We start from the raw sequence: 21,921 nt of genomic DNA, 5'->3' as shown, positions 1-21,921 counted from the left end.
AAACACATGAGCGATACCCTGCAGCTGATCCTTGAAGACACCGACGGCACGCAACTGGAAACTTCCTGCACCCGCGTCGCTGTCATTTGGCAAGGCAAAGAGCTGTGGATTCAGCACGATGGCCGTGGCCAATTGCTGATCGGCGTGGACGTCGAAGAAGGTGACGCTGAATACGCCAACCTGCTGCTGCGCCCATTGGCGACTAATCTGGTAAGTCTGCAACTGGAAATGGAACCGGCTGAAGTCGGCGACGAAGACCACGTGCACGGCCCGGATTGCGCCCACGACCACTAAGGAAACCGCTCTATGCTCGCCCTCGGCAAACTGCTTGAACTGACCCTCGCCGGCCGCGAACCGGCGGAGAAGACTCAACTGACTGTCGAAGGCGTGCGCATGCGCTGGTTGAGCGAAGGTGCGCTGGAAGTCCGGCCACCTGAGGCTCGCGACAATGGCCTGGACCTGCTGCTGTCAGCCGGGATCCATGGCAACGAAACAGCGCCGATCGAGTTGCTCGATCGTCTGTTGCATGACATCGCTCGCGGCGACTTGAAGCCGCGCGCACGTATTCTGTTCCTGTTCGGCAACCCGGAAGCGATTCGCAAGGGCGAGCGCTTTATCGAGCAGGACGTCAATCGTCTGTTCAACGGCCGTCACGAACAAACCAGCGGCTCCGAAGCCCTGCGCGCCTGTGAACTGGAGCGGCTGGCGGCCAGTTTCTTCAGCCTGCCGGATCGCGATCGTCTGCATTACGACCTGCACACCGCGATTCGTGGCTCGAAAATCGAGCAGTTTGCGTTGTATCCGTGGAAGGAAGATCGCCAGCATTCCCGTCAGGAACTGGCTCGCCTGCGCGCTGCCGGCATGGAAGCGGTGTTGCTGCAAAACAAGCCGTCCATCGTTTTCAGTTCCTACACCTACGACAAGCTGGGTGCCGAGTCTTTCACCCTGGAGTTGGGCAAGGCGCGGCCGTTCGGGCAGAACGACGGGGTCAACGTCTCTCTGCTGGAAACCCGTCTTAAACAGATCATCGAAGGCACCGAGCCGGAACTGACCGAAGAGGCGCTGAATGGGTTGCAGTTGTTCAGCGTGGCACGGGAAATCATCAAGCACAGCGATAGCTTCCGCTTGAACCTGCCGGCGGACATCGAGAATTTTTCGGAACTGGAAGTGGGTTATCTGCTGGCCGAAGACATCGCCCAGACGCGCTGGATCATCGAAGAAGAGGGCGCGCGGATTATCTTCCCGAACCCCAAGGTCAAGAACGGCCTGCGCGCCGGCATCCTGATCGTGCCGACCACCGACGAAAACCTGGCCTAACTGACGACGCTGACTCTGTAGGAGCGAGGCTTGCCCGCGAAAGCGATTCCAGATTCAGCGATGATGTTGAATGTTAAATCGCTTTCGCGGGCAAGCCTCGCTCCTACAGGGGGAGCGGTGTTTAGACGGCTACTGCGCGTGGCTCAGTACGACGCAACGCCCGAATCTTGCTCAGCGTATCCGCACACGTCTTCGCCGCTTCCTGGCCTTTGTGCACGAAATGTTCGAAGAAGAACTTCTGATGCTCTTCACCGGCATGGAAGTGGTGCGGGGTCAGGGACACCGAGAACACCGGCACTTCGGTTTCCAATTGAACCTGCATCAAGCCGCTGACCACAGACTGGGCGACGAATTCGTGACGGTAGATCCCGCCGTCCACCACCAGGGCAGCCGCGACAATACCGGCATAACGGCCGGTCTTGGCCAGCAACTTGGCGTGCAGGGGCATTTCAAAGGCGCCGCCGACTTCGAAGAAGTCGATGTCGGATTCGTGATAACCCTGAGCAATCATTTCTGCGACGAAGCCCTTACGGCTCTGATCGACGATTTCCTTGTGCCAGCAGGCCTGGATGAACGCAACGCGCTCGCCCTGATGGTGTTTGCTTTTGCTGTCGATTGCGGTGGGTTGCATGTTCTGACTCCTGTTTATGTATAAAACAGGGCATATGAATCGAATGGGATTTAAGGGTACGCACGCTCGCAAGAATGCCTGCGGACGACCCTTTGGCGCCAATCCCGTTCTCTCTTCATCCGGACTATGACCGTCGGCCCCGGGATCACACCGGGTCTGCTGACCTTGCCGTCAAACACCGCCGAAGCCGTGCCTGTCGCCAAGCGCTCGCGGGCTATGCGCATTGCGCGCAATTACCGCCGGTGGGGAGTTGCACCCCGCCCTGAGAACGTTTTGCCGACAGATTGTCTGGCGGCGCAGCGTTTTTAACACATATTTCTCAGCTGTGCATTGCTGCTATCTGATGATTGCTATCGACTTTTTCGCTCACTTGCTGCGTCTTTTCCTCGCCCAAGGGTTGATTATTCGTCGACATGACCGCAGTAATTCCATTCCGAAAGGGATTTTCCCCTGCTTACCGAGGCCAGATTCATGAGCGTTATCGATCTTCGCAGCGACACCGTCACTCAGCCGACTCCAGGGATGCTCGACGCGATGGCCAACGCGGCCACCGGTGACGACGTCTACGGTGAAGATCCGACGGTCAATCGTCTGGAAGCCGAGTTGGCGAAACGCCTGGGCTTTGCCGCGGCGCTGTTCGTGCCGACCGGCACCATGAGCAACCTGTTGGGCCTGATGGCGCACTGCGAGCGCGGTGACGAATACATCGTTGGCCAACAGGCGCACACGTATAAGTACGAAGGTGGCGGCGCGGCGGTGCTCGGTTCGATTCAGCCGCAACCGCTGGAAGTGCAGTCCGACGGCTCGCTGGACCTGGCTCAGGTGGCTGCCGCGATCAAACCGGACGATTTCCATTTCGCCCGCACCCGCTTGCTGGCGCTGGAAAACACCATGCAGGGCAAGGTGCTGCCGCTGGAGTATCTGGCCCGGGCGCGCAGTTTCACTCGCGAACACGGGTTGCAACTGCACCTCGACGGCGCTCGTCTGTACAACGCGGCAGTCAAACTGGGTGTTGATGCCCGGGAAATCACCCAGCATTTCGATTCGGTGTCGGTCTGCCTGTCCAAGGGGCTGGGCGCGCCGATCGGTTCGGTGTTGTGCGGCTCGGTCGAGTTGATCGGCAAGGCGCGCCGTCTGCGCAAGATGGTCGGCGGCGGCATGCGTCAGGCCGGGATTCTGGCGGCAGCGGGGCTGTACGCACTGGATAACAACGTCCAGCGTCTGGCCGACGATCATGCCAACGCGCAATTCCTCGCGGACGGACTGCGAAAAGCCGGTTACGAAGTCGAACCGGTGCAAACCAACATGGTTTATGTGCAGATGGGCGACAAGGCCGAGGCGATCAAGGCGTTTGCCGCTGAGCGCGGGATCAAACTCAGCGCCGCCGGTCGTCTTAGAATGGTCACGCACATGGACGTGAGCCGCGCGCAAATCGAGCAAGTCATCGCGACATTCGTCGAGTTTTCGCGCAACTGACAGCGTTAGCCGTCCAATTGACCGTTTCTATCGTATAAACACGCTGTACCCCGCGCGCTGGGCCGATATAATGCGGCCCTTTGCCGTCGCTTCGTCTGTTGACGTTTCGCACAGGCCTTTGGCCGCAGCCTCCGTGGAAGAACCTAATGAAAAGCGCAGAAATCCGTGAAGCCTTCCTTCGCTTCTTCGAAGAGCAAGGCCACACTCGTGTAGCCTCCAGCTCTTTGATTCCGGGCAACGACCCAACCCTGCTGTTCACTAACGCGGGGATGAACCAGTTCAAGGACTGTTTCCTGGGCCAGGAAAAACGTGCGTACACCCGTGCGACCAGCAGCCAGAAATGCGTGCGTGCCGGTGGCAAGAACAGTGACCTGGAAAACGTCGGTTATACCGCTCGTCACCACACCTTCTTCGAAATGCTGGGTAACTTCAGCTTCGGTGACTATTTCAAGCACGACGCAATCACCTACGCCTGGACCTTCCTGACCGGCGTCCTGAAGCTGCCCAAGGAAAAACTCTGGGTAACGGTCTATGCCTCGGATGACGAAGCCTATGACATCTGGACCCAGCAGATCGGTGTGCCAGTCGAGCGCATGATCCGCATCGGCGACAACAAAGGCGCGCCTTACGCCTCTGACAACTTCTGGACCATGGGCGATACCGGCCCGTGCGGTCCTTGCACCGAGATTTTCTACGATCACGGCGCCGATATCTGGGGCGGCCCACCGGGCTCGCCGGAAGAAGACGGCGACCGTTACATCGAGATCTGGAACAACGTGTTCATGCAGTTCAACCGCACCGCCGATGGCGTGTTGCATCCGCTGCCAGCACCGTCGGTCGACACCGGCATGGGCCTGGAGCGGATCAGTGCGGTGATGCAGCACGTTCATTCCAACTATGAAATCGACCTGTTCAAGAACCTGCTGAGCGCATCGGCCAAGGCCATTGGCTGCACCAATGACGATCAGTCTTCGCTGAAGGTTGTGTCCGATCACATCCGTTCGTGCGGTTTCCTGATTGCCGACGGCGTGATCCCGTCCAACGAAGGTCGCGGTTACGTCCTGCGCCGGATCATTCGTCGTGCGTGCCGTCACGGTAACAAGCTGGGCGCGACCGGCAGCTTCTTCTACAAGATCGTCGCGGCGCTGGTTGCCGAGATGGGCGAAGCGTTCCCGGAACTGCAGAAGCAACAAGCCAACATCGAGCGCGTGCTCAAGGCCGAAGAAGAGCAGTTCTCCAAGACCCTGGAGCACGGCCTGAAGATTCTCGAGCAGGATCTGCTGGAACTCAAAGGCACCGTGGTGCCGGGCGACGTGGTGTTCAAACTCTACGACACCTACGGTTTCCCGATGGACCTGACCGCGGACATCGCTCGCGAGCGCAACCTGACCGTCGACGAAGCCGGCTTCGAACGCGAAATGGAAGCCCAGCGCGTCCGTGCCCGTTCCGCCAGTTCGTTCGGTCTGGACTACAACACGCTGGTCAAGGTTGACGTGGCCACCGAATTCACCGGCTACAAGGCCACCAGTGGTTCGGCGAAAATTGTCGCTATCTATAAAGAAGGCAAGTCCGTCGACGTCTTGAGTGAAGGCGAAGAGGGCGTGATCGTTCTCGATCAGACCCCGTTCTACGCTGAATCCGGCGGTCAGGTTGGCGACTGCGGTTACCTGCAATCGAACATCGGCCGTTTCGACGTGCGCGACACCACCAAGACCGGTGGCGCGTTCCTGCACCACGGTGTGCAGGCATTGGGCAGCCTGACTATCGGATCGCCGGTCGAGACCCACGTCGAAGCCGACGTGCGCCACGCGACTTCGCTGAACCACTCGGCCACTCACTTGCTGCACGCTGCATTGCGTCAGGTGCTGGGCGATCACGTTCAGCAGAAAGGTTCGTTGGTCGACAGTCAGCGCCTGCGCTTTGACTTCAGCCACTTCGAAGCCATCAAGCCTGAGCAACTGAAGGCGCTGGAAGACATCGTCAACGCCGAGATTCGCAAGAACACGGCTGTTGAAACCGAAGAAACCGATATCGAAACCGCCAAGCAAAAAGGCGCCATGGCGCTGTTTGGCGAGAAGTATGGCGACAACGTGCGCGTACTGAGCATGGGCGGCGATTTCTCCGTCGAGCTGTGCGGCGGGATCCACGCCAACCGTACCGGCGACATCGGCCTGCTGAAAATCATCAGCGAAGGCGGTGTGGCTTCCGGTGTGCGTCGTATCGAAGCGGTCACCGGCGCTGCGGCGCTGGCATACTTGAACGCTGCCGAAGAACAACTCAAGGAAGCGGCCAACCTGGTCAAGGGCAGCCGCGACAACCTGATCGACAAGCTGTCGGCTGTGCTGGAGCGCAACCGTCTGCTGGAGAAGCAACTCGAGCAGTTGCAGGCCAAGGCTGCCAGCGCGGCGGGCGACGATCTGTCGGCTTCCGCCCTGGACGTCAAAGGCGTGAAAGTACTGGCCGTGCGTCTGGACGGTCAGGATGGCAAGGCGCTGCTGGCGCTGGTCGATCAACTGAAAAACAAACTCGGCCGCGCAGTGATCCTGCTCGGCAGTGTCCATGAGGAAAAGGTCGTTCTGGTTGCAGGCGTAACCAAAGACCTGACTGGCCAACTCAAAGCCGGTGATTTGATGAAGCAAGCCGCTGCGGCAGTGGGCGGGAAGGGCGGTGGTCGTCCAGACATGGCGCAGGGCGGTGGTACTGACGCTGGCGCACTGGATGCGGCATTGGCCCTGACTGTTCCATTTGTAGAGCAGGGTTTATAAGGCAGTGTGTCCGGCCCACAGTCTAGTGGTGGGCCGGAACGCTGTTTGAGTGATTATTTGGGCGCCCTTCATGGGCAGAGGCGGCTTTGAAATGGCTTTGATCGTACAGAAATTTGGAGGCACCTCGGTCGGCACTGTCGAGAGAATCGAGCAGGTCGCCGACAAGGTTAAGAAATTCCGCGATGCCGGCGATGACCTGGTGGTTGTGCTGTCTGCAATGAGCGGCGAAACCAACCGTCTGATCGATCTGGCCAAGCAAATCAGTGGCGACGGCCAGCCGGTTCCGCGTGAGCTGGATGTGATCGTCTCCACCGGTGAGCAGGTGACGATTGCCCTGTTGGCCATGGCGCTGATCAAGCGCGGCGTGCCAGCGGTGTCCTACACCGGCAATCAGGTACGGATTCTGACGGATAGCGCGCACAATAAAGCGCGTATCTTGCAGATTGATGACCAGAAGATTCGCGGTGATCTGAAAGCAGGTCGTGTGGTGGTTGTCGCCGGTTTCCAGGGCGTCGACGAGCACGGCAACATCACCACCCTCGGTCGTGGCGGTTCCGACACCACCGGCGTGGCGCTGGCGGCAGCCTTGAAGGCTGACGAATGCCAGATCTACACCGACGTCGACGGCGTCTACACCACCGACCCGCGTGTGGTGTCCGTGGCCCAGCGCCTGGACAAGATTACCTTCGAAGAGATGCTGGAAATGGCCAGCCTCGGTTCCAAGGTGTTGCAGATCCGTGCGGTGGAATTCGCCGGCAAGTACAACGTTCCGCTGCGCGTACTGCACAGCTTCAAGGAGGGTCCGGGCACCCTCATTACTATTGATGAAGAGGAAACCATGGAACAGCCGATCATTTCCGGCATCGCTTTCAACCGCGATGAAGCCAAGCTGACCATCCGTGGCGTGCCAGACACCCCGGGCGTTGCATTCAAGATTCTCGGCCCGATCAGCGCCGCGAACATCGAAGTCGACATGATCGTGCAGAACGTTGCGCACGATAACACCACCGACTTCACCTTCACCGTACACCGCAACGACTTCCAGGCCGCGCAAACCGTGCTGGAAAACACCGCTCGCGAGATCGGTGCCCGTGAAGTCGTTGGCGACATCAAGATCGCCAAGGTCTCGATCGTTGGTGTCGGCATGCGCTCCCACGCAGGTGTGGCCAGCCGCATGTTCGAATCCCTGGCGAAAGAAAGCATCAACATCCAGATGATCTCGACTTCGGAAATCAAGGTTTCCGTGGTGATCGAAGAGAAGTACCTGGAACTGGCTGTGCGCGCCCTGCACACGGCTTTCGAACTGGACGCGCCGGCCCGAACGGGCGAGTGATGCGTTTGCCGAAGGGCGCGGTCTGACCGCGCCCTTTTGTTTTTTTGAATGGTGCGGCTCGAAGCTGTTCTTTTGCCCGCGCTAGTCAATACTCAGGCATGTAGGGCTGCGATCTTTCAGGTTGTAGGTCGAGTGCCTTTTTTTTGCAGACTGTTGTCCCTGAAATGAAATGCGTGAGGAGAAAGGTATGCTGATTCTGACTCGTCGGTGCGCAGAAAGCCTGATTATTGGTGATGGAGAAATCACCGTGACCGTGCTCGGCGTTAAAGGAAATCAAGTGCGTATCGGTGTCAACGCCCCGAAAGAGGTTGCGGTCCACCGTGAGGAAATTTACCTGCGTATAAAGAAAGAGAAGGACGAAGAACCAAGCCATTAATTTTTATCGTTTTTTATGTTTGCAAACGGGGAAGAAGCTGGTTAATATACGCCCCGTGTTGCGGAGAGCTGGCCGAGTGGCCGAAGGCGCTCCCCTGCTAAGGGAGTACACCTCAAAAGGGTGTCGGGGGTTCGAATCCCCCGTTCTCCGCCATTATTTGCGTAGTACGTTGTAATCTGGCTTCTTCGGTAAGTTGTTGAAATTACTAGAAAAAAGCGCTTTACAAAAAGATTCGACGGCCTATAATGCGCGGCAACAAATGCACTCGTAGCTCAGCTGGATAGAGTACTCGGCTACGAACCGAGCGGTCACAGGTTCGAATCCTGTCGAGTGCACCATTTAAGAGTTGTTTGCAGTGATGTGAGCTACTCTGTTTCAACCAGTTGTGATCTGGTCTAAAAACACAAATTGCACTCGTAGCTCAGCTGGATAGAGTACTCGGCTACGAACCGAGCGGTCACAGGTTCGAATCCTGTCGAGTGCACCAAACAACAAAAAGCCCGCGTTTAACGCGGGCTTTTTGCCGTCTGGGATTTGGCTTTTCCTCTGGTACATCCTCTCTCATCGAATTCGACGTGTGCGCTACGACCTCGCTTGGTGTCGTATCGGTAACTCGTGGCCGAATTCCGAATACTGATCTTGTCTGGCTTGCCGAGGGCGCTTTCGACGTCTTGCCGGGTCATGCCGGCGACAATCCGTTGATTGATGATTGCTTCCCTGCGTTCCCTGGCATCGATCTGGTTTCCACAGTTGTCCTCTGCCTGGCCGACGACCGTTGGCTCCCTCCTTTTGATATTCATACGTGATGTTTCACGAAAGTCCGCTTCCGGCATCAGCGACACCGTGCTGCCGGGGGTAAACGTGCGCACTTCCTGGAGCGAAAGGCTTTCTCCGGCCGTACAACTCAGCGTGGTGAAGGTGATGCGGCCGTTTGCTGCCTCGCAGCGGTGAACGGTTGAGGCAAGTACCACGGGCGGCAGGCAGAGCAGGGCGATCAGCAGAAAATAACAGGCATTCAATGGCATCAAACGTCCTCCATGACGGTCTGACTCAAGGGTAGCCGCTACATTTTTCAGCGCTGGTGTGTTTTCTTTTCAGAATGAGTCGTCGCATTTTCACGGATCAGGACGGCGCTCAGGTTTGTCTCGCAAGCGCTTGTTTCAGCCGCGATTTTTTAACATTTAAAACCGTTGGGCGGTGTATCATTGCGCCCGTCAGCCCCGCCGGGGCTTGTGGAATACCTCCATGGACTTACCCAGTAGTAATTCAGTAAACCGCTTTTCCAATCATGAATTGACTGATTGATCCTTCCGGCGTGCCCCGCTGCTGGGAGTGGAGTTCGCCTATGTCCGAAGTTGAAGTAAAGAAAACGCAAGAAAGCCTGCAGGACCGCCTCGCTCAAGTGATTGAGCTGTTGCAGCGTCAGCGGGTGGTCGAAGACCTGACTCATCGCCAGGAAGGTCCGCATCACGACCGGGTCGAAAACCTGGTTCACCGGCAAAACCTCGTCGAGCTGCAGCGCAAGCTCGACGACCTGCACTCCGCCGACGTTGCCTACATCCTTGAAGCCTTGCCGCTGGACGATCGTCTGACGCTCTGGCAATTGGTCAAGGCTGACCGCGACGGCGACATCCTGCTCGAAGTGTCCGACTCGGTACGTGAAACCCTGATCGCCGACATGGACGATCACGAGCTCCTGGCAGCGGCCAAGGACATGGATGCCGACGAACTGGCTGACCTGGCCTCCGAGCTGCCGCGAGACGTCGTCCACGAGCTGATGGAAACCCTCGACGGTCAACAGCGTGAGCGCGTTCGCTCCGCGTTGTCCTATGACGAGGAGCAGGTCGGTGCGCTGATGGACTTCGAGATGGTGACGATCCGTGAGGATGTCAGTCTTGAAGTGGTGTTGCGTTACCTGCGTCGGCTCAAGGAGCTACCGGGCCATACCGACAAACTGTTTGTGGTCGATTACGACGGCGTGCTCAAGGGCGTGCTGCCGATCAAGCGTTTGCTGGTCAACGACCCGGAAAAACAAGTATCGGAAGTCATGGCCAGCGACCCGGTGAGTTTTCACCCGGACGAAGACGCCTACGATGCTGCACAAGCGTTCGAACGTTACGACTTGATCTCGGCCCCGGTGGTCGACAAGAACGGCAAGCTGATCGGCCGTCTGACCATCGATGAAATGGTCGACCTGATTCGTGAAGAGAGCGAAAACGAAGTTCTCAACATGGCGGGTCTGCGTGAAGAGGAAGATATTTTCGCGTCAGTCTGGAAATCCCTGCGCAACCGCTGGGCCTGGCTGGCAATCAACCTGATTACCGCCTTTATTGCCTCTCGCGTGATCGGATTGTTCGAAGGTTCGATCGAGAAGCTGGTGGCGCTCGCGGCATTGATGCCGATCGTGGCGGGCATCGGTGGCAACTCGGGTAACCAGACCATCACCATGATCGTTCGCGCCATGGCGCTGGACCAGGTGAGTACCGGCAATACCTCGCGTCTGATGCGCAAGGAGCTGGCCGTCGGTTTGATCAACGGTTTGGTCTGGGGTGGGGTGATTGGTGCGGTGGCCTACCTGCTTTACGGCAGTTGGTCCCTTGGTGTGGTGATGACCGCTGCCATGACGCTCAACCTGTTGCTCGCGGCGTTGATGGGGGTGTTGATCCCCATGACACTGGCGAAGATGGGGCGCGATCCGGCAATGGGCGCCAGCGTGATGATTACGGCCATGACCGACAGCGGTGGTTTCTTCATCTTCCTCGGGCTGGCGACCATCTTCCTGCTCTGATTGCCCTCTGCCTGCAGCCCGCAAATCAGCTCGTAGGAGCCAGGCTTGCCGGCGAAGGCGATCTCAGGGCCGCCTTCGCCGGCAAGCCTGGCTCCTACGAGAGCAATTAACCCGCCAATCGGCGGGTTTTTTGTGCCTGAATTTCAGGCAAAAAAAAGCCAGCGATTAAGCTGGCTTGAGCGTTCGGATGAATCAGGAGGCGTCTGCGGCCATTTCGGCGTCGTGGGCAATCAGCGAAACGAGTGCGTTCTGCTGACGGTGGGAGAGTTGGCGGAAGCGCTGCAGCAGTTCGCGTTCGTGCAGTGACAGCTCCGGGCTGTCCAGTCGCATGCTCAACTCTTCACCCAGTGCGCCTTCCTGAATGAGACTCTGCTCAAGGCGCGCAATGATTTCGGAGTTCATGCTGCGATGATGATTGCGAGCCACCTCGGCAATGCGTTCACGCATTCCGTCTGGCAGACGTACGACGAACTTGTCAGCCGTACGGCTGGAATAAATTGCCTGTTTCAATGGGCGCATATATTTAACCGGTTAGTTCAGGGGAGCGGTTCTCGGGATTGGCCGCGCGATGTCTGATAGGACAAGGACTCTGGCCAAATGTTCAACCTGAATTGATAGAGGCTCGCATCATGCCTCAAAGAAGCCAGATCATTGGCGTCAATTCTGTGACAAATATTGAACTGGATAAAGGCGTTATGCCAGCACCAATTATCAGAAATGCGGACTGGTTTGAAAAGACTACCCATGTCCGTATCGCTGACCGCGTCCTATTGCACGACAGGAGATGTCCTGGGACGCCTGAAGGTGCATGCTGTGCGGATTTCGATCACGATTCCTTACTTCGTACAGAATAGTGGCAATTGGCCGATTTACTAGTGGCAACCACGACATGGGGGGCTAATTCAGGATGGATGGCAGACTGATTTACCTGATGGGGCCTTCCGGATCCGGCAAGGACAGTCTCATCGAGGCCGCTCGTGCGCCTTTGCAGGCGATCAACTGCGAAGTGGTGCGTCGGATCATTACGCGTTCAGCCGAATCCTTGGGCGAGGATGCCATCGGTGTTTCCCGTGAAGAGTTCGCGCGCCGCAAAGAAGAGGGCGACTTCGCGCTGTATTGGCATGCCAATGGCCTGGATTACGGTATTCCTGTCGTGATCGATCAATGGCTCAAGGAGGGCAGGGATGTCCTGATCAACGGCTCCCGCGGGCACTTGGCTCAGGCGCTACGCCGCTATCCGGCGCTGGTGCCGATTCTGTTGACGGTCAAGGAGGACGTGCTGCGAGAGCGCTTGTTGCGGCGCGGGCGTGAAAGTCTGGCGGAGATTGAGGCGAGATTAAGCAGAAATGAACTGTTCACGGCGGACGCCTCAGTCGGTGAGACGCTAATCCACCGGCTCGACAATTCAGGCGAACTTTCGGACACAGTGACCGACCTGTTGAAGCTGCTACAAGTCAGCGCAACACCGGATCAAACTTGATCTTGCGGCCCGCGACCAGCGCCAGCACAAACAAAGCACTGAAAACGCCGCAGGCAATCAATGGCAGGGTGACGACTGCGTCCTCTACCAGTGATAAATGAAGAATGCCGCTGAGCAGGGCGAGGACGAAAAATCCTGCGGCTGATTTGGACATGCTGTGCTCCTGATGGGTTGTTCAAAATACCAGGCGTTCTGAAGACTGCGCTGGCAGCAGGACATTTTCCTGACTCACTTCTTGACCGACAAAACCCTGCTGATTACCCAACACCGCCAATTGAGGTGCCTTCTGTACCTGGAGGTAATGAGGCATTCGTTGGGCAACCGGCTCGGCACCGCTCTGCGGGGCAAAATGAAAACCCAAAAAAATCGCCAGAGCGATCGCGTTCGAGAGTAAAAGGGCGCGGTTCATGAGGGCTGACCTCCGTTGTTCTTTGAGAACAGCTGAAGCAGCCGACGTGCCAAGAGTCTAACGGCTATTAAATCCTTTAAAAACAAAGAATTAAGATAATCGTGCAAGGTGGTCTCATTGCAATTTGCAATGATGGCTTTTTGCGGTGATGCAATTTGCACGGTCAACAAATCCCGTGCTGTAGAGGGGCATCTGCCTACACTTAAAAAGCCTACGGACGACATGACAAAATCAGACCCGCCCGTTAACATGCACGCCGTCCATCGCATCGCATTTCTCGCGTGCGACTTGTGTCTCAGTAGCTCAATTGGATAGAGCATCCCCCTCCTAAGGGGAAGGTTGGCAGTTCGAACCTGCCCTGGGACACCATCAATTTCCAGCCCTGTGGCTGTCAAAAAAGCCCCGCCAGGATCTCGTATCCGGCGGGGCTTTTTCGTCTGCGATCACCTGACGACCAACATTTGATAGACGCGCATTGCTGTGCCTTACTCCAAAGACCACACAGGGAGCGAAATCGATGCGACGCAGGGGCGCCCAATTCTGGTTGTGGACCAACACGCGATTGCCTCTGCACACCCACGAAGAAGTGCTGGGCAGTGGCGTGCAAATCGAGGTGCATGCGCGGATCAGTGTTGAAGGGGTTACCCAGATTTTTGTAGGTGTCTACGGCGCTGATGGCTGGCCGATTCGCGAGGAGCATCATGACCTCAAGGCGGGTGAGCATTACTGCGCCGCATTGAAGTGGGGTACCCAGCGGGCGAGGGAGATTGTCGCGGACACCCAGGAGTTCGTCGCGCCGCACCGGGTGCAACTGACGTTGAGTCCGGTGATTACCGATGAGTCGGTCGTCGCGTTGCGCCGGATGGAGATGACCGAGCGTGAACGCTTGAAGCTCAGGTCTGCCGATGCCTGGTCAGAGTACCTGGACGCCAAGGAGGCCATGCTCGCCTTGATGCGTTCCACCAAGGTTGACCCTATGGTCTGGGCCGATCACAAGGAGCGGCTCAGGCAGGCGATCGATCGGCGCGCCTGCGTGCAGCGCGACTATCTGAACTGAGCGCGCTTCAGCGCTGGTTGCGCAGCGTCTCGATGGTCTGGATCAGGTCATCGTAGGACACCGGTTTGCCAACATGCTGGTCAAAGCCCGACTGTCGTGATTTCTGAATGTCGCTGTGCGCCCCGTAGCCGGTCAGGGCGATGGCCGGTACATCCTTCGCGAGCGGCAACTCACGCAGTGCGCTCATCAACTCGTGGCCATTCATGACCGGCATGCCGAGGTCGGAAATGATCAGGTCGAATCGGGTACTTTTCGCCGCGTCCAGCGCCGCCACCGGGCGGTCAAAGGCAATCACTTGCGCATCTTCCATCTCCAGCAGCATTTTCAGGGTTTCCAGCACGTCCGCGGAATCGTCCACCAATAGAATCGTCAGTCCGCTCAGTCTGCCGCAGGCCTCTTCGGTCTGGGCAGCGGCTTGCGCTTCGCCGGCGGTTTTGGCCAATGGCAGGTAGACGGTGAACGTGCAGCCTGTGCCTACACCGGCCGAACTCACCTCGACTGCACCGCGTTGCGCCTCGGTCAACTGACGGACCAGTGACAAACCAATCCCGAGCCCTTCACGGTTATGGGTGGCATGTTGTTTTTCAGCCTGGCCGAACAGGTCGAACACGTGATCGAGGTTTTCCGGGGCAATGCCGACGCCATTGTCTTTGATGTCGAGCCGCGCCATGTCCCCGGCCTGGCTGGCGATCAATTGCACACGCCCCTTGGCCGGGGTGAATTTCAGTGCATTGTTCACCAGGTTCCAGATGATTTGCTCCAGCCGTGTCGGGTCGGCCTGGACCATCAACGCATCGGACGGCACCAGCAGTTCGACCGTGACGTCATGCTGGTCATTGAGCACGACAGTGTGGACATCGCGCAGCACGCTGGCGAGGTCGACGGCGACCGTTTGCAGCTTGAGCTTGCCGGTGCGGACCCGGGCGACATCCAGCAGATCGTCGATGATCCGTGCCTGGCTGGTGACCGCGTCGCAGATGGTATTTACCGCCCTGGCCGCCGGTGCCAGCGACTTGGTCACCGGCAAGCGCCGCAGCAATTCTGCGTTGAGCTGGATCAGGTTCAGCGGGTGCTTGAGCTCGTGGGACATGACCGCAAAGAACTCGTCCTTGAGGTTGTTGGTGTTACGAGTCTCGGCCAGTTCCTGGCTCTGTTCTTCGTGCTGGCGTTTATGGCCGGTCAGGTCACGGGCAATTTTCACGTAGCCCTGCAGGTTATCGCCGCTGAGCAGAGTCACTTCGCCGCTGCAAAAGAAGCGGCTGCCATCCTTGCGCAAATGCCAGCGTTCATCGTCGCTGCGGCCGTGGTTGCGCACCGTCAGCAGCTCGTTTTCCGGCACGCCCGCCGCGCGGTCCTCCGCAGAGAAGATGAAGTCATAGTAGGCGCCCTCGGCCTCGGCCTTGCTGTAGCCGAAGATCAACTCCGCGCCTTTGTTCCAGGTGGTGATCACCCCTTGTTCATCGAGCGTGATGATCGCGTAGTCGCGGGTGCTTTCAGCGACCAGGCGCATGCGCTCCTCGCCCAGGCGCAGCTCTTCTTCGGCCGCCCGACGCTTGGTGATGTCGATGAAGGTCAGCACGGTGCCGTCGATGTGGTCTTCGCTGGAGCGGTAGGGCAGCAGGCGGGCGATGTACCAGCGGTTGTCGGTGCTGCTGACTTCACGTTCGATCATGTTCAGCGATTCGAACACCAGCGCTGCGTCACCGGCCAGGTTGTCGTAATGCAGGCGGTGGGTGATGTCGAGCAGGGAGCGCCCGGTGTCCACCGGCAGCATGCTGAAAATGTCGGTGGCGCGCGGGGTGAACCACTTGATGCGCATGCTGCGGTCGACAAACACCGTGGCGATGTCGGTGGAGGCGATCAGGTTGGTCAGGTAGTCGTTGATCTTGTCGGTTTCTTCGACCTTGGTTTTCAGTTCGAAATTGACCGTCAGCAACTCTTCGTTGATGGATTGCAGCTCTTCTTTACTGGTCTCCAGCTCTTCGGTGGCCGAGCGCAGTTCTTCGTTGATCGCCTGCATTTCTTCGTTGGAGGCCTTGAGCTCTTCGCTGGAGACTTCCGATTGTTCGATGGTGTCCTGCAAATGCAGCTTGGTGCGTTGCAGTTCGCGTTCGAGGTTGGACAGCACCTGGTTTTCGTTCTGCAGCACGGTGGTCGCCGCCAGTTCTGAAGGATCGACTTCGACCTCCTCGAAAATCACCAGCACGTACTCGCTGTCCGAGCCTTCATCCTTGTAGGGATGAGCGACCAGATCGATCAGATAACGGCGCTCATCACGCTTGATCGACACCTCGCGGGATTTGACTGACAGGCTGCTCTGCTGAACCTGGAACAACGTGGTGCGCAGTTCCAGGCGCAGCTCGGGAAGGATCAACGTCAGTAAATTGCGCGACATCTCACCACCGACGTGCCGCAGGAAACGCCCGGCACTTTCACTCATGTGCAGAATGTCGGCGTTGGCGTCGACGATCACGCTCGGTGGCGCGGACTGTTCGAGGGCGCGTTGATGGATGTCGGCGAAAGAGGTTTTGCGCTGCACACCGCTGTGCGTCGGCTGCTGGGAAATGTTGGTCCGCACGTAGCCTCCACGCGGCATGGTCGGCGTGCGACGGCTGTTGGCCGTACCGGTCTTGGCGCGGAAGATCCGGTTGCGTTTGTCCACTGGGGCGAACAGTTCGTGGCAGGCGTCCGCGCTCTCGGAGGAGCCGAGAAACAGGAACCCGCCGGGGCGCAGGGCAAAGTGGAACATTTGCAGGATTTCACGCTGCACTTCGCGATCGAGATAGATCAGCAGGTTGCGGCACACGATCAGGTCGATCTGCGAGAACGGCGGATCGGACAGCAGGCTGTGTTTGGCGAACAGGACTTTTTCGCGGATTTCCTTGCGAATCCGGTAATGGTCATCTTCCTTGAGGAAGTAATGTCGCAGTCGCGTGGGCGGCACGTCGGTGACGATGGCTTGCGGGTACAGCCCGGCCCGGCCGACGCTGATGGCGCGCTCGTCAATGTCAGTGGCAAACAGTTGCAGCGATGCCGCACTGGCGTCCAGTTGCAGTTGATCGCTGAGCAACATCGCCAGGCTGTAGGCTTCTTCGCCGGTGGAACAACCCGCGGACCAGACACGAATTTCTTCTTTCTCGGGTTGCGCCGACACGGCGGCACTGACCAGTTGCGGCACGACATCGCGCTCCAGCGCTTCGAAGGCCTCGCGATCGCGGAAGAAGTTGGTCACGCCGATCAGCATGTCGCCGAGCAGGGCCTTGGTTTCTTCGGGATTGTTTTGCAGGTAATGGAAATAGGACGCCAGATCCGGTTGAGACGTGACCTGCATCCGCCGTTCGATCCGGCGCAACACGGTGGCGCGTTTGTAGTGTTTGAAATCATGGCCGGTGCCGGTACGCAGCTGGATCAGAATGTCGTGCAGCATTTGCTCCGCCACCAGCGCTTCGCGTTCGGAGATGGCGACAATGGTCTGCGGTTCGGGGTCGTTGGCAATGGGCAAGCTGATTTCCTGAGAGTTACGCCACAGCTCCAGCAGTTTTTGCGGCATTTCAACGACCGGCAGAACCAGGTCAACCATGCGGGTATCGATGGCGGCGCGGGGCATGCCGTCGAATTCGGCGTCTTCCGGTGCCTGCGCCAGCGTGACGCCGCCCTGTTCCTTGATGCGCGAAAGACCGACGGCACCGTCGGAGCCGGTGCCCGACAGCACCAGGCAGAACGCTCGTTCCCGATGGACATCGGCCAGGTCGCGGAAGAACAGATCGATCGAGGCGTGCCGGGATTCCCGGGTATCGCTGGTGCTGACCTCAAGAAAACCATCGTTCATCGACAGGCGTTGTGCCGGTGAAATGACGTACACATGGTTTTTCTCGATGGACACCCTTTCAGTGACTTGCAGAACCGGCATCGCGGTCGATTCCTGGACGATCCTGTCGGCAATGCTCTGGTGATCGGGGGAGAGGTGAAGAATGATCACGAACGCCATGCCGTTGTCCTGCGGCATGTTTTCGAAGAACAGCTTGATGGCTTGCAGCCCACCTGCCGACGCGCCAATTCCCACCACCGGAAAATCCAGGGTACTGGGGATCAGGGTCTTTCGCTCATTGGAGTTCACTGAGCGATTGGGGGTGGTGGTCATAACTTATGCCTGTGCCGACGACGGGAGCGTCTGGGTCTGAAAGAGGGGTAGCAGACGCGTTGCAATAAATCAGGATAATCCCGTTTTTCAATAACGCCTTCAAATATTTAGCCCGCATTCGCGGCCCTTTTAAATTTGGACTCCAGCGGCGCAAATGCATTCCAATTCTTCAAGTGAATGGCCCTGCTGGCCGATAACCCGGACAGTCATGATCTTCTTCTTAAAATTGCCTGGAAATCTTCGATGCTGTCGTATCACCAAAAGCGTTTTTTGATCGTCGATGATTTCTCGGATTTCCGCAGTTCCGTCAGGTCCATGCTGCGTGAGCTGGGCGTCAAGGACGTGGACACCGCCGACACCGGCGAGCAGGCGCTGCGCATGTGTTCGCAGAAGTCCTACGATTTCATCCTGCAGGATTTCCACCTCGGCGATGGCAAGAAGAACGGTCAGCAGGTTCTCGAAGACCTGATGGTCGAGAAGCTGATCAGCCACGAATCCGTGTTTGTCATGGTCACCGCCGAGACCAGCCAGGCGATGGTGCTCAGCGCCCTGGAACACGAGCCCGATGCTTACCTGACCAAACCCTTCAACCGTTCCGGCCTGGCCCAGCGCCTGGAGCGTCTGGAGCAGCGCAAGACCTTGCTCAAGCCGATCCTGCAGGCGCTCGATCGCGGTAAACCGGTTGAAGTGCTCAATGCCTGCATCGCCTTGTGCAAGCAGGACATCCGCTACTCGCCGCTGTGTTTGCGCTACCGCGCCGATGCCTTGCGCGACTTGAATCAGAACGAAGCGCTGGAGCGACTCTACGACAGCATCATTGCCGACCGGCCTTTGCCGTGGGCGTTTGCCGGGCTGGGCCAGTTGCTGTTCAAGCGGGGTCAGGTCAGCCAGGCCAAGGGCGTCTACGAAAAAGCGTTGAAAGTGTTCCCGATGATGCCGGCGCTCTATGACGGCATGGCCGATGTGCTGGTCGCCGAGGGCGACACCAAGGCTGCGCAACAGGTGTTGGAGGAGGCGATTCGTTTGTCGCCGCTGGCCGTACGCCGGCAAGCGCTGCTGGGTAAGCTGGCGATGACCAACGAAGATTTCGATACCGCGTCCAAAGCTTACCGTCAGGCCGTCAGCCAAGGTGCCCAGTCACGTTTCAAGGACGCCGAAAGCAACCTCGGCCTCGCCCATGCGTTGATCAGCAAGGGCAGCGAAAAGGGCCTGGACACCCGGACCCGGCTGGAAATCAACACCACGCTGAGTGCCGTGGCCAAGGAAAACCCTTCCGACCCGGGCCTGCAGATTCGTGCGCGGCTGATGAAGGCCACCAGCCTGTTGCTCAACGACGCCGAAACCGCGGAAAAGCTCACCGAGCAGGCGATGTTGCGCCTCGATGGCATGGAGCAATTCATGAGTGCCGAAGCCGCGCTGCTGGTGGCCAAGCAACTTCAAATGCTTGGGCAGGCTGACGCCGGTAAGTCGATGCTGAAAAACTGCGCAGAAATCTACGGCGACGATCCGACGGTGATGCAGGGTATCGCCAAGCTGACCGACGACCCGAGCATCCTCAACTCCGGCAACGATGCGGCGGAACTCAACCGTCAAGGCGTGCGGGTGTACAAGACCGGCAACCTGGTGGAGGCGCGGGCGGTGTTCCGCAAAGCCCTGGCGTTGCAACCGAAGAACATCAGTATTGCGTTGAACATGGCGCAATCGCTGCTGCATGGCACCGACACCAGCGCGCCATCGGCGGAGCTTGAAGAATGTCGCGCCTGCCTGAAAACGGTCGGCCTGATGCCCGACACCGATGCGCGATATGCGCGTTATCAGAAACTGAAAATCAAGGCGTTCAGCGGATGAACCAAGACAACCCGGCACTGGATTTCTCCACGGTGATTGCTTCCACCGTGCACGACATGAAGAACTCTCTGGCGATGCTGATGCAGGCCCACAGCCAATGGCTGGCGCGCTTGCCCGATCCGGAGCGGCACACCCCGGAGCAGGGCGTGATCGAGTTCGAGTTCGCCCACCTCAACGGCATGCTGGTGCAGTTGTTGGGGCTGTACAAACTCGGGGTCAACCAGATGCCGTTGCAGCCGGCTTACCACGAACTGGATGACTTCATCGAAGCGCAACTGGCCTGCCATCAGGACGTGTTCGCCAGTCGCGGCATCATGGCGACCTATGAAGTGGACCCGCTGAGCCCGTTGGGTTTTTTCGACCGTGAGCTGATTGCGTCGGTGCTGGCCAACAGCATCAACAACGCCATCCGTTACGCCCGTCACGCATTGTTGATCACGGTGAGCGACGAGGCTGGGCAATTGGTGTTGACCATCAACGACGATGGCGAGGGTTATCCGGCCGAGATGATCGAGCGTCAGGCCGATTACGTGCAGGGCATCAACCACAGCAGCGGCAGCACCGGCCTGGGCCTGTATTTCGCCGGACGGATTGCCGCGTTGCATCAGCGCAACGGGATCGGTGGGCGCACAGAAATCAGCAACGGCGGCCCGTTGGGCGGTGGAGTGTTCAGCCTCTATCTCCCCTGAAAACACCGCATCCCCCTGTAGGAGCTGGCTTGCCAGCGATGAGGGCTTTGAATTCTGCGGCGTTCTTACGAACGCCATCGCCGGCAAGCCGGCTCCTACAAGGATTGCGGTGACGGTTATTTCGGCGTTGTCGTCCGCCATGACGTTTTTGTTTGTCGCTGCTTGATATTCCGAACACGCGGAGCCTATTTTGTACGGTCGCCGTTCGCGGCTTGCACAACTACAAAGGATTGCGTCATGACAACCGGTGGCCAGCGCTCACTCGCGCAGCGATTGACGGGCATTGATGAGATTGAATGTGTTACGCCGGATTTGAACGGCGTGCCCCGTGGCAAGGTCATGACGGCCGAAGGCTTTCTTGAGGGGCGGCGTTTGCAGATGGCGCGGGGTGTGCTGCTGCAATGCATCATGGGCGGATATCCGCCAGCGCGTTTTTACGGCAGTGATGACGGCGACCTGGCGCTGGTCCCCGACCCTGCGCAGATCCACCGCTTGCCCTGGAGCAAACAGCCGCGTGCCTTGGCCATTTGCGATGCGGACGAACTGACCGGCGAAAGCTCCCCTCTGTCGACTCGCGGTCAACTCAAAGCAGTTATCGCGCGTTACGCCGCCCTTGGGCTGGCGCCGGTGGTGGCCACTGAGCTTGAGTTTTTTGTCTTCGCACCCAACACCGACCCGACGCAACCGTTCCAGCCGCCGGTAGGCCTGGACGGGCGGCGCGAGGACGGTCATTCGGCGTTCAGTGTCAGTTCCAATAACGGCTTGCGGCCGTTTTTCAGTGAAGTCTATGAGTGCATGGCGGCCCTCGGTTTGCCGCGCGATACGTTCATGCACGAGATGGGCGTCAGTCAGTTCGAGATCAACCTGCTGCACGGCGATCCCTTGTTGCTGGCCGACCAGACATTGCTGTTCAAGCATTTGCTTAAAGAAGTGGCACTCAAGCATGGGCTGACGGTGGTCTGCATGGCCAAGCCACTGGCGCACACGCCGGGCAGTTCGATGCATATTCACCAGAGCATCGTCGAGATCGCCACCGGGCGTAACGTCTTCAGCGACGAGGCCGGTGAGCCGACGGCGACCTTCCGTCACTTCATCGGTGGACAGCAGGCCGGCATGGCGGATTTCACGGCATTATTTGCACCGAACGTTAACTCCTATCAGCGCTTGTGCCATCCGTTCGCATCACCGAATAATGCCTGCTGGTCCCACGACAATCGGGCGGCCGGTTTGCGCATCCCGGCCAGCTCGCCGGTGGCGCGTCGGGTGGAAAATCGCCTGCCGGGGGCTGATGCCAACCCGTATCTGGCGATTGCAGCGAGCCTGGCGGCAGGGTTGTATGGCATTGAAAACAGGTTGGAGCCGAGTGAAGCGATCCAGGGCGAATTCGAGGTGCCGGATAATCTTTCGTTGCCGTGTACCTTGCATGCCGCGCTCGAGCGTCTGAAACGTAGCCAATTGGCGAAGGAACTGTTCGGCAAGGAGTTCATCGAAGGCTACGTCGCTTCGAAGACCATGGAGTTGACCAGCTTCTTTGATGAAATTACGCCCTGGGAGCGCCGTGTTTTAGCCGCCCAGGCCTGACGAACCTTCGTCTTCGGGCTATCTTTCGGA

The 21,921-nt window shown here is 58.4% G+C and carries 18 protein-coding genes, 4 tRNA genes and 1 riboswitch; of the genes, 16 read left to right on the top strand and 6 right to left on the bottom strand.

What is annotated here, in order from left to right; translation table 11 throughout:
* The first annotated feature begins 6 nt into the window (after nt 1–6).
* Nucleotides 7–294: a hypothetical protein gene (locus KGB25_RS21080; RefSeq protein ID WP_008033108.1), complete on the top strand. Its 288-nt coding sequence runs from the start codon at nt 7–9 to the stop codon at nt 292–294.
* A gap of 12 nt (nt 295–306) precedes the next feature.
* Nucleotides 307–1,317, top strand: a complete 1,011-nt coding sequence (astE, locus tag KGB25_RS21075; RefSeq protein ID WP_008033106.1) for a succinylglutamate desuccinylase — start codon at nt 307–309, stop codon at nt 1,315–1,317.
* A gap of 121 nt (nt 1,318–1,438) precedes the next feature.
* Here the strand turns inward: astE and KGB25_RS21070 are convergent, their stop codons facing one another.
* Nucleotides 1,439–1,948: a 6,7-dimethyl-8-ribityllumazine synthase gene (locus KGB25_RS21070; RefSeq protein WP_223436533.1), complete on the bottom strand. Its 510-nt coding sequence runs from the start codon at nt 1,946–1,948 to the stop codon at nt 1,439–1,441.
* Nucleotides 1,949–2,050: 102 nt separating this feature from the next.
* Nucleotides 2,051–2,222, bottom strand: a riboswitch (FMN riboswitch).
* A gap of 197 nt (nt 2,223–2,419) precedes the next feature.
* On the opposite strand from KGB25_RS21070, the gene ltaE reads away from it, so the two are divergent.
* From ltaE to KGB25_RS21035, 7 genes are all read left to right on the top strand, one after another.
* Entirely contained in the window at nt 2,420–3,424 is a 1,005-nt protein-coding gene (gene ltaE / locus KGB25_RS21065; protein WP_223436531.1) for a low-specificity L-threonine aldolase, read from the top strand.
* A gap of 146 nt (nt 3,425–3,570) precedes the next feature.
* Nucleotides 3,571–6,189 (top strand): alanine--tRNA ligase, encoded by a 2,619-nt coding sequence (gene alaS, locus KGB25_RS21060; protein WP_223436529.1) that lies wholly within the window; start codon nt 3,571–3,573, stop codon nt 6,187–6,189.
* 91 nt (nt 6,190–6,280) lie between these two features.
* Nucleotides 6,281–7,522, top strand: coding sequence for an aspartate kinase (locus tag KGB25_RS21055; RefSeq protein WP_008033100.1), 1,242 nt, complete (start codon nt 6,281–6,283; stop codon nt 7,520–7,522).
* A gap of 187 nt (nt 7,523–7,709) precedes the next feature.
* Complete coding sequence (gene csrA / locus KGB25_RS21050; protein WP_002554426.1) at nt 7,710–7,898, top strand: carbon storage regulator CsrA; 189 nt, start codon at nt 7,710–7,712, stop codon at nt 7,896–7,898.
* 62 nt (nt 7,899–7,960) lie between these two features.
* A tRNA-Ser gene (locus KGB25_RS21045) sits at nt 7,961–8,051 on the top strand.
* A gap of 108 nt (nt 8,052–8,159) precedes the next feature.
* Nucleotides 8,160–8,236 (top strand) — tRNA-Arg (locus KGB25_RS21040).
* 72 nt (nt 8,237–8,308) lie between these two features.
* A tRNA-Arg gene (locus KGB25_RS21035) sits at nt 8,309–8,385 on the top strand.
* Nucleotides 8,386–8,404: 19 nt separating this feature from the next.
* On the opposite strand, the gene KGB25_RS21030 is transcribed toward KGB25_RS21035, so the two are convergent.
* Nucleotides 8,405–8,923, bottom strand: coding sequence for an outer membrane protein assembly factor BamE (locus KGB25_RS21030; protein ID WP_223436527.1), 519 nt, complete (start codon nt 8,921–8,923; stop codon nt 8,405–8,407).
* A 320-nt stretch (nt 8,924–9,243) separates the two neighbouring features.
* Here KGB25_RS21030 and mgtE point away from each other — a divergent pair, with 320 nt between their 5' ends.
* Complete coding sequence (mgtE, locus tag KGB25_RS21025; RefSeq protein WP_008033095.1) at nt 9,244–10,686, top strand: magnesium transporter; 1,443 nt, start codon at nt 9,244–9,246, stop codon at nt 10,684–10,686.
* Between the two features lie 192 nt (nt 10,687–10,878).
* Here mgtE and KGB25_RS21020 read toward each other — a convergent pair whose 3' ends face one another.
* The gene (locus KGB25_RS21020) at nt 10,879–11,205 is read right to left on the bottom strand and encodes an Arc family DNA-binding protein (protein WP_003178899.1); all 327 of its coding nucleotides are present in this window, start codon (nt 11,203–11,205) and stop codon (nt 10,879–10,881) included.
* 388 nt (nt 11,206–11,593) lie between these two features.
* Here KGB25_RS21020 and phnN point away from each other — a divergent pair, with 388 nt between their 5' ends.
* Nucleotides 11,594–12,166 (top strand): phosphonate metabolism protein/1,5-bisphosphokinase (PRPP-forming) PhnN, encoded by a 573-nt coding sequence (gene phnN, locus KGB25_RS21015; protein WP_223436525.1) that lies wholly within the window; start codon nt 11,594–11,596, stop codon nt 12,164–12,166.
* Here phnN and KGB25_RS21010 read toward each other — a convergent pair.
* Both KGB25_RS21010 and KGB25_RS21005 read right to left on the bottom strand, forming a co-directional pair.
* Complete coding sequence (locus tag KGB25_RS21010) at nt 12,141–12,320, bottom strand: PA3371 family protein (RefSeq protein ID WP_008038451.1); 180 nt, start codon at nt 12,318–12,320, stop codon at nt 12,141–12,143. The genes phnN and KGB25_RS21010 overlap by 26 nt on opposite strands.
* A 21-nt stretch (nt 12,321–12,341) precedes the next feature.
* Entirely contained in the window at nt 12,342–12,575 is a 234-nt protein-coding gene (locus KGB25_RS21005) for a hypothetical protein (RefSeq protein WP_008038450.1), read from the bottom strand.
* Between the two features lie 292 nt (nt 12,576–12,867).
* Between KGB25_RS21005 and KGB25_RS21000 the strand changes: the two genes are divergently transcribed.
* A tRNA-Arg gene (locus tag KGB25_RS21000) sits at nt 12,868–12,944 on the top strand.
* A 148-nt stretch (nt 12,945–13,092) separates the two neighbouring features.
* Nucleotides 13,093–13,632 carry a hypothetical protein gene (locus KGB25_RS20995; RefSeq protein WP_223436523.1) on the top strand — a complete coding sequence of 180 codons (540 nt, stop codon included), beginning with the start codon at nt 13,093–13,095 and terminating at the stop codon, nt 13,630–13,632.
* Nucleotides 13,633–13,639: 7 nt separating this feature from the next.
* On the opposite strand, the gene KGB25_RS20990 is transcribed toward KGB25_RS20995, so the two are convergent.
* Nucleotides 13,640–17,773, bottom strand: coding sequence for a CheR family methyltransferase (locus KGB25_RS20990; protein ID WP_223415584.1), 4,134 nt, complete (start codon nt 17,771–17,773; stop codon nt 13,640–13,642).
* A gap of 243 nt (nt 17,774–18,016) precedes the next feature.
* Here KGB25_RS20990 and KGB25_RS20985 point away from each other — a divergent pair, with 243 nt between their 5' ends.
* The 3 genes from KGB25_RS20985 (at nt 18,017) to KGB25_RS20975 (ending at nt 21,891) form a co-directional block, all read left to right on the top strand.
* Nucleotides 18,017–19,621 (top strand): tetratricopeptide repeat-containing response regulator, encoded by a 1,605-nt coding sequence (locus KGB25_RS20985; RefSeq protein WP_207285402.1) that lies wholly within the window; start codon nt 18,017–18,019, stop codon nt 19,619–19,621.
* Nucleotides 19,618–20,310, top strand: coding sequence for a sensor histidine kinase (locus tag KGB25_RS20980; protein ID WP_008038447.1), 693 nt, complete (start codon nt 19,618–19,620; stop codon nt 20,308–20,310). The genes KGB25_RS20985 and KGB25_RS20980 overlap by 4 nt, the downstream gene beginning before the upstream one ends.
* Before the next feature lie 339 nt (nt 20,311–20,649).
* Nucleotides 20,650–21,891 (top strand): glutamine synthetase family protein, encoded by a 1,242-nt coding sequence (locus KGB25_RS20975; RefSeq protein WP_223436539.1) that lies wholly within the window; start codon nt 20,650–20,652, stop codon nt 21,889–21,891.
* Nucleotides 21,892–21,921 lie beyond the last annotated feature (30 nt).

This window comes from Pseudomonas sp. BF-RE-21 (assembly GCF_019947305.1).
In the GTDB taxonomy this organism is placed as follows: Bacteria; Pseudomonadota; Gammaproteobacteria; order Pseudomonadales; family Pseudomonadaceae; genus Aquipseudomonas; species Aquipseudomonas migulae.
The sequence above is the reverse complement of the archived record's forward strand: the minus strand, read 5'-3'. Positions and strand labels throughout refer to the sequence as shown.